12 protein-coding genes and 1 pseudogene are annotated in these 13,051 nt (G+C 74.2%); 4 read left to right on the forward strand and 9 right to left on the reverse strand.

Features of this window, described 5'->3' with window-relative positions; translation table 11 throughout:
• Positions 1–96: 96 nt before the first annotated feature.
• Positions 97–1,851 (reverse strand): serine/threonine-protein kinase, encoded by a 1,755-nt coding sequence (locus R4Z62_RS13855; RefSeq protein ID WP_491519926.1) that lies wholly within the window; start codon positions 1,849–1,851, stop codon positions 97–99.
• Positions 1,852–1,993: 142 nt separating this feature from the next.
• The gene (locus tag R4Z62_RS13860; RefSeq protein WP_064534519.1) at positions 1,994–2,842 is read right to left on the reverse strand and encodes a menaquinone biosynthetic enzyme MqnA/MqnD family protein; all 849 of its coding nucleotides are present in this window, start codon (positions 2,840–2,842) and stop codon (positions 1,994–1,996) included.
• A gap of 381 nt (positions 2,843–3,223) precedes the next feature.
• Between R4Z62_RS13860 and R4Z62_RS13865 the strand changes: the two genes are divergently transcribed.
• Positions 3,224–3,427: a cold-shock protein gene (locus R4Z62_RS13865; RefSeq protein WP_004984723.1), complete on the forward strand. Its 204-nt coding sequence runs from the start codon at positions 3,224–3,226 to the stop codon at positions 3,425–3,427.
• A gap of 294 nt (positions 3,428–3,721) precedes the next feature.
• Positions 3,722–4,597: pseudogene (locus R4Z62_RS13870) on the forward strand (LysR family transcriptional regulator); the annotation flags it as partial.
• Between the two features lie 520 nt (positions 4,598–5,117).
• On the opposite strand, the gene R4Z62_RS13875 reads toward R4Z62_RS13870, so the two are convergent.
• Positions 5,118–6,410, reverse strand: coding sequence for an acetyl-CoA C-acetyltransferase (locus tag R4Z62_RS13875; RefSeq protein ID WP_389599092.1), 1,293 nt, complete (start codon positions 6,408–6,410; stop codon positions 5,118–5,120).
• A gap of 86 nt (positions 6,411–6,496) precedes the next feature.
• On the opposite strand from R4Z62_RS13875, the gene R4Z62_RS13880 reads away from it, so the two are divergent.
• Together R4Z62_RS13880 and R4Z62_RS13885 are read left to right on the forward strand one after the other, a co-directional pair.
• Complete coding sequence (locus R4Z62_RS13880) at positions 6,497–7,837, forward strand: 3-oxoacyl-ACP reductase (protein ID WP_491519927.1); 1,341 nt, start codon at positions 6,497–6,499, stop codon at positions 7,835–7,837.
• 7 nt (positions 7,838–7,844) lie between these two features.
• On the forward strand, positions 7,845–8,774 hold the full coding sequence (locus tag R4Z62_RS13885) for a MaoC family dehydratase (RefSeq protein WP_491519928.1): 930 nt from the start codon (positions 7,845–7,847) through the stop codon (positions 8,772–8,774).
• 29 nt (positions 8,775–8,803) lie between these two features.
• On the opposite strand, the gene R4Z62_RS13890 is transcribed toward R4Z62_RS13885, so the two are convergent.
• The 6 genes from R4Z62_RS13890 to R4Z62_RS13915 form a co-directional block, all read right to left on the reverse strand.
• Positions 8,804–9,475, reverse strand: a complete 672-nt coding sequence (locus R4Z62_RS13890; protein WP_491519929.1) for a TetR/AcrR family transcriptional regulator — start codon at positions 9,473–9,475, stop codon at positions 8,804–8,806.
• A gap of 81 nt (positions 9,476–9,556) precedes the next feature.
• On the reverse strand, positions 9,557–9,856 hold the full coding sequence (locus R4Z62_RS13895) for a DUF4229 domain-containing protein (RefSeq protein WP_064534514.1): 300 nt from the start codon (positions 9,854–9,856) through the stop codon (positions 9,557–9,559).
• A 101-nt stretch (positions 9,857–9,957) separates the two neighbouring features.
• A complete protein-coding gene (locus tag R4Z62_RS13900; protein ID WP_064534513.1) occupies positions 9,958–10,482 on the reverse strand; it encodes a GNAT family N-acetyltransferase in 525 nt (174 codons plus the stop codon).
• Positions 10,483–10,528: 46 nt separating this feature from the next.
• Positions 10,529–11,173, reverse strand: a complete 645-nt coding sequence (locus tag R4Z62_RS13905) for a UdgX family uracil-DNA binding protein (RefSeq protein WP_389599083.1) — start codon at positions 11,171–11,173, stop codon at positions 10,529–10,531.
• Between the two features lie 113 nt (positions 11,174–11,286).
• Complete coding sequence (gene mqnE, locus R4Z62_RS13910) at positions 11,287–12,450, reverse strand: aminofutalosine synthase MqnE (RefSeq protein WP_064534511.1); 1,164 nt, start codon at positions 12,448–12,450, stop codon at positions 11,287–11,289.
• Positions 12,451–12,530: 80 nt separating this feature from the next.
• The gene (locus R4Z62_RS13915) at positions 12,531–12,986 is read right to left on the reverse strand and encodes an Lrp/AsnC family transcriptional regulator (RefSeq protein WP_037861223.1); all 456 of its coding nucleotides are present in this window, start codon (positions 12,984–12,986) and stop codon (positions 12,531–12,533) included.
• Between the last annotated feature and the right edge of the window lie 65 nt (positions 12,987–13,051).

Consider the following 13,051-nt stretch of genomic DNA (forward strand, 5'->3'; position numbering starts at 1 on the left):
GAGCTTGAGGATTCGTGAGGATTGTGGATCGGACGGACCGAAACAGCCTACGCCAGCGCCGTCCGCGGGCCGACGCCAGCCCGTACGGCCGCCCGGTCAGCTCACCCGTTCCAGACGTGCCTTGGGGTTGCCCGCCTTCGGGTCGACGGACTGGAAGCGCAGCGCGTCGGTGCCGTCCGGGCTCAGGCGGACCTCGTGGGCGTCGGGGACGCAGTGGGAGGGGTTGTCGGCCTTGCCGCGGCCGGTGGCCACGAGTTCCTCGGCGGTGGCCGACTTCAGGGTGAGCACGTCGACGCAGCCGCCACCGAGGGGATCGGACTGGGTGACCGAACCGATCACCTTCGCGGAACCGGCCCGCTGGATCACGACCGTGAAGGTGCCGCCGGGCAGGTCCTGGCCGAGGGCGCTGACCGTGCCGGTGCCGCGCCAGGTGCCGACGTAGACCTCGGGCACGGCGCCGGAGGCGGGCGCGGGCGTGGACGCGGCCGAGCGCCCGGGGGACGGCGTGCCGGCGCTGTCGCCCTTGTGCCCGCCGCGGAATTGGTCCAGCAGCAGTACGCCGGTGGTCGTCGCCACGGCCAGCGCCCCGGCCACCGCCAGCACCACACTGCAACTCAGCTTCCGGCCTCGGCCGCCGCTGCCGGGTCCCGTCCCGGCCGCCACGCTGACGGAGAACCGGCCGGGCCCGGCCGGTCCGTCCGGCTTCCCGCCGTCCGGGGGCGGCGGGGCGCCGTCGCGGGGTGCGGGGACCTGCGGCAGCGGGGGGACGGAGCGTGACGCGCCCGGGGTGCCCGGCATCACGGGCGGCGGGCCGAACGCGCCGGTGACGGCCGGGGGTTCGGGGACGGAGGGCGCGGGTGCGGGCGGCGCGGTGGCCGTGATTCCGGGCGCGGGGCCCTCGGCCGGGTGCGCGGACGCCGTGAAGGCGATCGGGCCCGAGGGCCGGTCCGGGGCGGGCTCCAGGTTCAGCAGGTGTACGGCGCCGCGGCTGACCTGTTCGACCAGGGCGCCGGGGAGCCAGCCCCCGGCGACGAGGCGGGCCGCGCCCTCGGGGGCGAGGCGGCGGGCGACCTCGCCGGGCGCGGGCCGGGCGGCGGGGTCCTTGGCGAGGCAGGCGCGGGCCAGCGCGCGCAGGTCCGCGTCGGCCAGGGCGTCCAGCTCGGGTTCCTCGTGGACGACCTTGTAGAGCAGCGCCGCCGAGGAGTCCCCCGGGAACGGGGACGCGCCCATCGCGCCGTACGCGAGGACCGCGCCCAGCGAGAAGACGTCCGCCGCGCCGGTGACGGCCTTGCCGAGGATCTGCTCGGGCGCCATGTAGCCGGGCGAGCCGATGGAGACGCCGGTGGAGGTCAGGGAGGCGGTGCCGTCGGTGGCGCGGGCGATGCCGAAGTCGATCAGCACCGGGCCGTCGAGGGTGAGCAGCACGTTGGACGGCTTGACGTCCCGGTGCACCAGGCCCAGGTCGTGCACCGCGGCCAGCGCCTCCGCCAGGCCCGCGGCCAGCACCCGCGCGGTGTGCGCGGGCAGCGGGCCGCCGTGCGCGACGGCGGCGGCCAGGGAGGGTCCGGCCGCGTAGGCGGTGGCCACCCAGGGCACGGCCGCCTCGGGGTCGGCGTCCAGGACGGGCGCGGTCCAGGCACCGCCGACCCGGCGCGCGGCGGAGACCTCGCGCCGGAAGCGGGCGCGGAACTCCTCGTCGAGCGCGAAGTGCGGGTGCACGATCTTCACCGCGACCGTGCGGCCGCCGGGACTGCGGCCCAGATAGACGCGGCCCATGCCGCCGGAGCCCAACCGGCCGAGCAGCCGGTAGGGCCCCACGGCAGCGGGCTCGTCGTGTGCGAGCGGCTGCATGGCGGTCCCCCTCCCCCGTGTCCCCCGTGTGCCCGTGCGCCGGATTCCGGATCCCGGCCCTGGCGGCAGCGTAGTGCCGGGGGGCGGGTCGCGGGGCGGGGCGCCGGGGCTCTCGGGAGGGCGGGGCGGGCGGGGCCGGTCGTCAGAGGTCCAGCAGGTCGACCTTCACGTCCGCGGGGAAGCCCGTCGTGGGGCCGACCCGGCGGGCGAACTCCTCGACCGCCTTGAGCTGCGGGGCGCCGAAGCTGAAGTCGAGGGTGGTGAAGTAGCTCTCCAGGACCGGCTCGTCGAAGGACTCCCAGCGGGCCGCCTGCTCGGCGACCTTGTGGACCTCCTCCAGGGAGAGGTCGCGGGAGGCGAGGAACGCCTCGTGCACCTTGCGGGTGATGCGCGGCTCGCGCTCGGCGTAGTCGCGGCGCGCGGCCCAGACGGCGAAGACGAACGGCAGGCCCGTCCACTCCTTCCACAGCTGGCCGAGGTCGTGCACGTCGAGGCCGTAGCGGGGGCCGTCGTGGAGGTTGGCGCGCAGCGCCGCGTCGCCGATGAGGACCGCCGCGTCCGCCTCCTGCATCATCAGGCTCAGGTCGGGCGGGCAGGTGTAGTAGTCCGGGCTCACCCCGTACCGCTCGGCCAGGAGCAGCTGGGCCAGGCGCACCGAGGTGCGGGAGGTCGAGCCGAGGGCAACCCGGGCGCCGTCGAGCCGGTCGAGCGGGACCTGCGAGACGATCACGCAGGACATCACCGGACCGTCGCAGCCCACGGCGATGTCGGGAAAGGCCAGCAGATCGTCCGCGTTCTTGAGGAACTCCACGAGGGTGACCGGGGCGATGTCCAGCTCGCCGCGGACGAGCTGCTCGCTGAGCTTGTCCGGGGTGTCCTTGCGGAGATCGAAATCGAGGAGCGTGCCCGTTCTCGCGAGCCCCCAGTACAGGGGCAGGCAGTTGAGGAACTGGATGTGGCCGACACGCGGCCGGGTGCGAGAATTGTCCACATCGCGAGACTAGACCCTGGTCGCCGGGGCGCTGCCGCCACCCCCTCGGCCGCCGGGGCGCGGGGCCCCGCTCGGGGGGCGGATCACCCGGTCGGCCCTGCCGTCACCTGCCGTCACCGACCGTTTGCGTCCGTTTGTGTCAACCTCTGACCAGAGCTTTCAAACATCCGGGTGACGTGATCTTGGCCTCTATTGCGTTCGGGGGCCCGCATGCTAGGCTCGCCACCAAGTTGCAGTTTTGGTTTCCCTTGCAGTACAGAGCCTGCGGAGCATGTAACCGCGGGCTCTGGTCGTTTTCAGACGTATGCAGTTGTGCGGCGATATCGTTTTCACATTTGCAGGTTCTGGAGCAGGGCGACCCTTTGAGCCCAAGGAGGGCTTATGGCTACCGGAACCGTGAAGTGGTTCAACGCCGAAAAGGGCTTTGGCTTCATTGCCCAGGAAGGCGGCGGCCCCGACGTCTTCGTTCACTACTCCGCGATCAACGCCACCGGTTTCCGCTCTCTCGAAGAGAACCAGCAGGTGTCCTTCGACGTCACCCAGGGCCCGAAGGGCCCGCAGGCGGAGAACGTCACCCCGGTCTGAGCGTCGCGCGCGCAGTAACCGTTCTGATTGCAGTACCCAAGGAGCCCCACGCCATCCGGCGACGGGGCTCCTGCCCTTTTCCGCCCTTTTCCGCCCCGGCGCCCTCCGCCTCGGGGCGGGTCGGCACCCGCCGCACCCCGCCTCGGGTCCGGATCCCCGCGAGGTGGGGCGGGTTGCCGCCCTGGGCCCCGCAAAGATCGTCGTACGCGGACAGGGCCCAGTCAATCCTGGGAATGTCTGCCCATCTCCAAGCAATTGCTTGGGTGTTGCCGGCCGCTGGGCTAGCTTGTCCGCGTGACTCTCGATGATCTGCGGGTGTTCGTCGCCGTGTGCCGGGCGGGCAACCTCAGCGCCGTGGCCCGCGACCTCGGCTGCACCCAGTCGGCGGTGAGCCAGCACGTCAAACGGCTGGAGCGGGAGGCCGGCGTCAGCCTGCTGGAACGCCAGCCGCGCGGGGTCGCGCCCACCGAGGCCGGACGCATCCTGCGGACGGCCGCCGCCGAGTCGCTGGCCGGTCTCGACGGCGCGCTGCGGCGGCTGCGGGATCTCACCGAGGGGGAGACCGGCTCGGTGCGGATCGCGACCGGCGCGACGACCGTACGGCACTTCATGGCGGACGCGGTCGTCGCCTTCCGCCGCCGGTATCCCAAGGTCAACCTGGAGTTCTTCACGGAGAGTTCGAGCCGGGGCTGCTTCGACGCGCTCGGCGGCGGCGAGCTGGACCTCGCCTGGGTCACGCTGGGCGCGCCGGTGCGCGGCATCGAGCAGCGCGGTGTCCTCGACCTGCCGTGGGTGCTCGCGCTGCGCGCCGAGGACCCGCTGGCGGCCCGTACGTCCGTGGACGCGGCCGAGCTGCGGGAGCTGCGGCTGATCCGGCTCCCGCCGAACTCCACCTCCGCCGCCCACCTCGACGCCGCCTGCGCCGAGCTGGGCGTCCGCTTCGGCTCCGACACCAGCGTCGCCGACTGGGACACCGCCTTCCTCCTCGCCGAGCTGGGCGTGGGCCGCGCGGTCGTCCCCGCCCTCCCCGGCCACACCACCCCCTCCAGCCCCCTCCGCCTCATCCCCGTCCCCGCCCTGCGCCCCCTCACCGTCGGCTGGGCGGTCCGCCGCTGGGACGCCCTGTCCCCGCTGGCCCGCGCTTTCGCGGAGACGGTGATGGAGTGCTGCCGCGGGCTGGAGGGGGTGCCGGGGGCAGCGGGGGCGGTGGGGCTGAGTGCGGGGTTGCCGGGGGCGGCTGGGCCGGGCGCGAAAGTCTTGAGCGCGGGGGTGTCAGGGGCGGGGGTGTCCGGTTCGGGGGTGTCCGGTTCGGGGCCGGATCCGGTGCCGCGCAGGCCGAGTGGGCCGCCGCGGCCGTTCGCGCCTCCGGCGCCGTCCGTGCCGCCGGTGCCCGCCGTACCGCCTGAGTCTTCGGCGGTCCCGGACACGCCGGAGGATCCCTCCAGTCCGGAGGCTCCGCACGCCCCACGCGCCCCACACACCCCGCAGGCCCCACACGCCCCGGATGCCCTGCACACCTCGCCCGGCCCGGAGGTCCCGGACGGTGCGGGCTCCGCGGACGCCGCCCCGGCCCCGTAGCCCCGCCGCTCAGCTCCCGTACCACGCCTCCGCCTCGTGGGAGAAGTCGCGCAGGACCGCCCGGCGGCAGTGGCTCGGCTCAAGTGGTCCCGCTCGGGCGGCTGCCCGGGGCTCAGGCGCGTTCCAGGATCGCCGTCACGCCCTGGCCGCCGGCCGCGCAGACGGAGATCAGGCCGCGGGCGGGGCCCTCGCGCTCGGCGAGCAGGCGGGCCAGGGTCGCCACGATGCGGGCGCCGGTGGCGGCGAAGGGGTGCCCGGTGGCGAGGGAGGACCCGGCGACGTTGAGGCGGTCGCGGTCGACCGGGGCCAGCCCGCGCTTCTCCCAGGCGGCCAGGGTGGCCAGCACCTGGGAGGCGAACGCCTCGTGGATCTCGACCAGGTCGAAGTCCTCGATGCCGAGCCCGGCGCGCTCCAGCATGCGCGGGACGGCGTACGCCGGTGCCATCAGCAGCCCGTCCTCGCCCTCGGCGACATCACCGCGTACGAAGTCGACGGCGGCCGTCTCGTACGCCGTCAGATAGGCGAGGGGTTCCAGGCCACGGGCGCGCGCCCACTCCTCGGACGCCAGCAGGACCGTGGCCGCGCCGTCCGTCAGGGGCGTGGAGTTGCCCGCGGTCATCGTCGCGCCGGGCCGGTCCAGGCCGAACACCGGCTTGAGCGCGGCGAGTTTCTCCACCGTGGAGCCGGGACGCAGGTTCTGGTCGCGCTCCAGGCCGCGGAAGGGGACCATGAGGTCCTGGAAGAAGCCCCGGTCGTAGGCGGCGGCGAGCCGCTGGTGGCTGGCTGCCGCCAGCGCGTCCTGCGCCTCGCGGCCGATGCCCCAGGCGCGGGCGGTCACGGCGGCGTGCTCGCCCATGGACAGGCCGGTGCGCGGCTCGGCGTTGCGCGGGATGTCGGGCACCAGGTGGCGGGGCCGGATCCCGGCGAGGGCCTTGAGCCGGGCGGCGGTCGTCCGGGCCCGGCGGGCGGCGAGCAGGATGCGGCGCAGCTCGTCGTTGACGCCCAGCGGCGCGTCGCTCGCGGTGTCCGCGCCGCCCGCGACCGCCGACTCGGTCTGGCCCAGCGCGATCTTGTTGGCGGCGGCGATCACCGCCTGGAGACCGGTGCCGCACGCCTGCTGGATGTCGTAGGCGGGGGTGCGCGCGTCCAGCCGCGAGCCGAGGACGGTCTCGCGGGCCAGGTTGAAGTCGCGGCTGTGCTTGAGGACCGCCCCGGCCACGAACTCGCCCACCGCGCCCGGTTCCTGGAGTCCGTACCGCTCGACGAGGCCGTCCAGCGCGGCGGTCAGCATCTCCTGGTCACCGGCGGTGGCGTACGGGCCGTCGGAGCGGGCGAAGGGGATGCGCGCACCGCCGACGACCGCCACCCGCCGGATGCCGCGCGACTCGGTCCGAAGAGGACTCATCTCGACCTTCTCCTCACCCGTGACGTAGCATTACCCCCGGTAACCTTACTCCACAGTAAGCACTTGCGACCCGTGGGAGACGGCACATGGCCGACCGTTATCTGCGCTTCACCGGCACCGCGCCCGGCCGCTTCCTGACCCGGCGCCTGGGACTGCCCCGGCCCGCGCCGCTGCGCCGCTGGTCAGCCGGGCGCCCCGCGCTCGACGGCCCGCTGCTGCACCTGACGGCCGGGAAGTCCGCGCTCGGTCCCGGCCCGGTGCTCGCCCCGGTGCTCGCCCGCACCGGCCTGCCCCTCGGCGCCCCCGGCGACCGCGATCCGGCGGCCGTGGTCCTGGACGCGACCGGCGTCCGGGACGTCGACGGGCTCGGCGCGGTGCACGCCGCCCTCCACCCGGTGGTGCGCACGCTCGCCGCGAGCGGGCGCGTGGTCGTGCTCGGCGCCCCGCTCGACCCGGACGACCACCACCAGGCCGCCGCCCAGCAGGCGCTGGAGGGCTTCATCCGCTCGCTCGGCAAGGAGATCGGCCGGGGCCGCACCGTCAACCTCGTCCGGCTCACCGACGCCGAAGCCGCCGGGACCACCCTGGACTTCCTGCTCTCCCCCAGGTCGGCGTACGTCAGCGGCCAGGTGGTCCACGTCGCCGGGCCGGACGCGGGCCGCCCCCGCGACGAGCGGACCGCCGGTGCCCCGGGGCAGCCGCTCGCCGGGCGCACCGCCCTCGTCACCGGCGGCGCGCGCGGCATCGGCGCGGCCGTGGCCGAGACCCTCGCCCGGGACGGCGCCGAGGTCGTCGTCCTGGACGTCCCGGCCGCCGAGGCCGACGCCCGCGCGGTCGCCGGCCGCCTCGGCGGCACCGCCCTCGCCCTGGACATCACCGCCGCCGACGCGGGCGAGCGGATCGCCGCCGCGCTGCCCGACGGCCTCGACATACTGATCCACAACGCGGGCATCACCCGCGACCGGCGCCTGGTCAACATGTCCGCCGAACGCTGGGGCCAGGTCCTGGACGTCAACCTGGCGAGTGTGCTGCGCACCACCGACACGCTGCTCGCGGCCGGCGCCCTGCGCCCCGGCGGCCGGATCGTGGCCACCGCCTCCATCGCGGGCCTGGCCGGGAACGCGGGCCAGACCAACTACGGCGCCTCCAAGGCGGGCGTCGCCGGACTGGTCCGCGCCCTCGCACCGCACGCGCGCGAGCGGCACGGGGTCACGGTGAACGCGGTCGCGCCCGGCTTCATCGAGACGAAGATGACCGCCGCCGTCCCGCTGCTCATCCGCGAGGCGGGCCGCCGGATGAACTCCCTCGCCCAGGGCGGTCTGCCCGTCGACGTCGCCGAGACCACCGCCTGGCTCGCCCACCCGGGCTCCGGCGCGGTCAACGGCCAGGTCGTCCGCGTGTGCGGGCAGAGCCTGCTGGGGGCGTGACGCCGCCATGGCCCGCACCGCACCCGAGGAGCGCCCCGCACCGCAGGAGCGCCCCGCCGTCCTCCTCACCCGCGCCCCCGCCCTCGGCCCGCTGCTCGCGCGCGGCGCGCTGCGCTCCCCCTTCCGGCGTCCCCGGCCCGACGCGCCCGTGCCGCACACCCGGCTCGTGCTGCCGTCCGCCCGCGTCGACCTGGCCCGGCTGGCGGCCTACGAGCGGGTGTGCGGCTTCCCGACCGGCGCGGACGCGCTGCCGCTCACCTATCCGCACGTCCTCGGCTTCCCGCTCGCGATGCGCCTGATGAGCGGCGGCGGCTTCCCGCTGCCGCTGCTCGGTCTTGTCCACACCTCGATCGCCCTCACCCGGCACACCGCCCTGCGCGCCACCGAGGCATACGAACTCTCCGTGCACATCGCGGGCCTGACACCCCATCGGCGCGGCACCGAGGCCGTCGTCGTGACCGGGCTGCGCGCCGCCGGAGAGACGGTCTGGGAGTCCACCAGCACCTATCTGGCCCGTCACCGCACGGCCGGGACCACCGGCGGGCCCGGCCGGTCCGCGCCGGAGGCGGCCCCGCCGCCCGCCGCGGCCGAGTGGCGGCTGCCCGCCGATCTCGGACGGCGCTACGGCGCCGCCTCCGGCGACCGCAACCCGATCCATCTGCACCCGCTCACCGCCCGCCTGTTCGGCTTCCCCCGGCCCATCGCCCACGGCATGTGGACCGTGGCGCGCTGCCTGGCCGCCCACGGGGTCCCCGAGGCCGTCTCGGTCCGGGCCGCGTTCAAGGCGCCGGTGCTCCTGCCGGGCACGGTGGTGTACGCGGCCGACGAGCGGGGCCGCTTCGCGCTGCGCGCGCCGGGCGAGGCAGCGGACGGGGCGGCGGACCGGGCGGCGGGGCGGGTGCATCTGGAGGGCGAGGTGGCGGCGCCGGGCGGCTGAGCACTGCCCCGCGCCCGTGGGAGCCCGCGTCAGGCCCCCGGCGCGGGCGGGGTCCAGGGGCGGCCCTCCATGAGGTCGCCGAGGCCCGCCCAGGCGAAGTTCATCAGGGTGGTGGCGGCCTGCCGGGCCGTGACACCCGGGGTGGTGTTGGCCCAGTCGGCGAGCGACTCGGCGGCGCCGACCAGGGCCTCGGCGAGTCCGGCGGCCTCGTGCTCGGGCACCCGGCCGGGGCCGCCCTCCGCCTCCCCGGCGCAGGCGGCGGCGTGTGCCGCCTCGGTGATCAGCTGCCGCACGAAGGTGACGATCTCCCGGCGCATCGCGGCGGTCTCGGCGGCGAACGGCTCGCCGTGGGTACGCGCCTGGAGGTGCAGCACCGCCCAGCCGTCCGGGTGCCGCGCGGTGTGCGTGAAGAAGGCCCGCAGACCCTCCCAGAGCTGCCGGTCGGCGGGCAGCCCGGGGCGGGCCCCGGCCCGGACGGCGGCGGTCAGCGCGGCGGCCTCGCGCCGGATGCAGGCGCTGAAGAGGTCGTCCTTGGAGTTCAGATACAGATAGACCAACGGCTTGGAGACGCCCGCCAGTTCGGCGATCTCGTCCATGGAGGCGGCCCGGTAGCCACGCCGGCCGAAGATGCGCACGGCGGCGTCGAGCATCTGCTGTTCACGAACCGCGCGCGGCATCCGCTTGGTCTTCACGGCACCCATGGCGGCAAGCCTACGGTTCACCCGGCCGCCCGCCGACCCGCCGACCGGGCGGGAACCCGGCGCGCAGGCGGGCCCGGAGGGTCAGGACGCCTTGGAGGTGCCCCGCGCCTCTTCCCCGGCCAGTTCCTCTTCGAGCGCGCTGGCCTGCATGTTCGCCTTCATGCGGTCGACGCGCGCGGCGACCTGCTCGGAGGCCCGGTCACGCTCCTTGCGCAGCACGACGAAGCTGATCGGCGCCGAGAGGACCAGGGCGAGAAGAGGGATCCACAGGCCGTTGGAGCCGTTGCGGCCGCTCGGCACGATGCCGACGTACACGAGACCCCAGGCGACCACGAGGCAGCCCGCGAAGATACCGAGGCGCATCAGCGTGTAGCGGAGCATCCCAAACCACTCTTCCGTTCCGAACAAGGCCAAAGGGCACCGTCCAGTGAAGCACGCTGGGGGCCCGTTCCCGCAGGCGGGTCACGCGGGCGCACGAAGCCTCAGGTCAGCGGCATGAGCATGATCACTTCATCGCGGTCGTCGTCCGGCGCGACCCGGGTGGCACCGGGGATCCGGCCGACCTCCTTGTAGCCGCAGGAGGCGTAGAACCGCTCCAGCCCCTGGCCGCCCCGGCAGCTGAGCCGGAGCGCCTCGATGCCCCCGATGCCGCGGGCCGCGTCCGCCGCCGCGGCGAGCAGCTCGCGGCCGTAGCCCTTGCCCTGGTGGCGGGGGTGGACCATCACCGTGTAGAGCCACAGCCAGTGGGCGGAGAGGGCGTCCCGGTTGAGGGTCAGGAACGCCGTCGCGGCGACCCGGCCCGTCTCGTCGTGCCCCACCAGCAGCCGGGACCGGCCCTCGGCCATCGCCACGAACTGCTTCACCAGCTCCGGCCGGATCGCCTCCCGCGAGGCCGGCGCCACGAAGCCGACCGCGCCGCCCGCGTCCGTGACGTCCGCCCAGAGGTCGAGGATGCCGTCGCGCAGGGCGCGGTCGACGGAGGGATCAAGAGTGAAGGTAAGAGGCATAGCGCAACACTACCTATTACCATCCGGGGAAGGGAAGGCCGTCGACTCAGCGGCCCAGGGCACCGGCCGCGACCCCCAGATCCGACACAAGACCCTGGTAGGCGGCCTCCCGGTCGTCCGCGCGCAGCACCGCCGAGGGGTGCACCGTGGGCACCAGGCGCTCGGGGCGTCCATGGATCTCGTGTTCGAGGAGGGTGCCGCGCACCTGGGTCACCCGGAAGGAGGAGCCGAGCAGGGCCTTGCCCGCGGTCGCGCCCAGCACCACGATCAGCTCGGGCTCCACGAGCGCCAGCTCAGCCGCCAGCCAGGGGCCGCAGGCGGTCATCTCGCGCAGGCTCGGCGCCTTGTGGATCCGCCGCTTGCCCGGCCCGGACCGGGTGAACTTGAAATGCTTCACCGCGTTGGTGACGTACGCCTCGCCGGGATCGATGCCCGCCTCGGCCAGCGCCCGGTCCAGCAGCTTCCCGGCCGGTCCGACGAACGGCACGCCCCGCCGGTCCTCCTGGTCACCGGGCTGCTCGCCCACGAGCATCACCCGGGCGTGCGCCGCTCCCGCCCCGAACACGGTCCGGGTGGCGTCCCGGTGCAGCGGGCAGCCCCGGCAGCGCGCCGCGGCCTCGCGCAGCGCGGCCAGATCCGCGTGGGCCGGGACGAAGGGCGCGGCGGAGTAGGCGTCCTCGGGCGTCTTCACCGCGCCGTCCGACCCTGGGTGAGTCCTCTGGGTTCTCCGCGTTCTCTGGGGCCTCGCGCCAGCCATGCCGGACGGGTACCCGCCCGGCATCCGGCCTCACCGCTCGCGGGCGGTCACACCCGCATGGGCTGCGGCGACTCGCGGCGCCCGGCGTCCGGGCCGTCGTACTCGCGGATGATCTCGTAGCGCGTGTTGCGCTCGACCGGGCGGAAGCCCGCGTCGCGGATCAGCTCCAGCAGGTCGTCGCGGGTCAGCTTGTTCGGTGTGCCGAAGTTGTCCGCGTCGTGCGTGATCTTGTACTCGACGACCGAGCCGTCCATGTCGTCGGCGCCGTGCTGGAGGGCGAGCTGGGCGGTCTGCACCCCGTGCATCACCCAGAACACCTTCACGTGCGGCACGTTGTCGAACAGCAGCCGGGAGACGGCGAACGTCTTCAGCGCCTCGGCACCGGTCGCCATCGTGGTCCGCGCCTGGAGGCGGTTGCGGACCTTGCCGTCCTTCATGTCCACGAAGTCGTGCTGGTAGCGCAGCGGGATGAAGACCTGGAAACCGCCGGTCTCGTCCTGGAGCTCGCGCAGCCGCAGCACGTGGTCCACCCGGTGGCGGGGCTCCTCGATGTGCCCGTAGAGCATGGTGCACGGGGTCTTCAGACCCTTCTCGTGCGCCAGCCGGTGGATACGGGACCAGTCCTCCCAGTGGGTGCGGTGGTCCACGATGTGCTGCCGGACCTCCCAGTCGAAGATCTCCGCGCCGCCGCCGGTCAGCGACTCCAGACCGGCGTCGATCAGCTCGTCCAGGATCTCGCTCGCGCTCAGCCCGGAGATCGTCTCGAAGTGGTGGATCTCGGTGGCCGTGAACGCCTTCAGCGACACCCCGGGCAGCGCCGCCTTCAGCTCGCGCAGCGAACGCGGGTAGTAGCGCCACGGCAGGTTCGGGTGCAGTCCGTTGACGATGTGCAGCTCGGTGAGGTTCTCCGCCTCCATGCCCTGGGCGAGCTTGACGGCCTCCTCGATGCGCATCGTGTACGCGTCCTTCTCGCCCGGCTTGCGCTGGAAGGAGCAGTAGGCGCAGGACGCGGTGCACACGTTCGTCATGTTGAGGTGGCGGTTGACGTTGAAGTGGACGACGTCGCCGTTCTTCCGCGTCCGCACCTCGTGCGCGAGCCCGCCGAGCCAGGCCAGGTCGTCCGACTCGTACAGCGCGATGCCGTCCTCGCGGGTCAGCCGCTCGCCGGAGCGGACCTTCTCCTCCAGCTCGCGCTTGAGCCCGACGTCCATACCCATACCTCTGCTACCTCTTCCTCTTCTTCCTCCACCGACTCCTGCACACCGTACGCCCGGACCGGACGCCCCGGCCGTCAGACCTCCTCGGGCAGCTCTCCCACCCGGTTCTCCCACTTCGTGGACAGCACGATGGTCGTACGGGTCCGGGAGACGCCCTTGGTGCCGGACAGCCGGCGGATGATCCTCTCCAGTCCGTCGACGTCCGTGGCGCGCACCTTGAGCATGAAGGAGTCGTCACCGGCGATGAACCAGCAGTCCTCGATCTCGGGCAGGTCCTTCAGCCGCTGCGCCACGTCCTCGTGGTCGGCCGCGTCCGAGAGGGAGATGCCGATCAGGGCGGTCACGCCGAGGCCGAGCGAGGCGGAGTCCACCGTCGCCCGGTAGCCGGTGATGACCCCGGCCGCCTCCAGCCGGTTGATGCGGTCGGTGACGCTCGGTCCCGACAGGCCGACGAGGCGCCCCAGCTCGGCGTAGGAGGCCCGGCCGTTCTCCCTCAGGGCCTGGATGAGCTGCCTGTCCACCGCGTCCATGCGATCGAAGCCTTCCGCTGAAAGAAGTTCCTGAAGTCCCAGTGATGCTGTTCTCAAGTGGTACG

Source organism: Streptomyces sp. PL-25 (assembly GCF_058344915.1).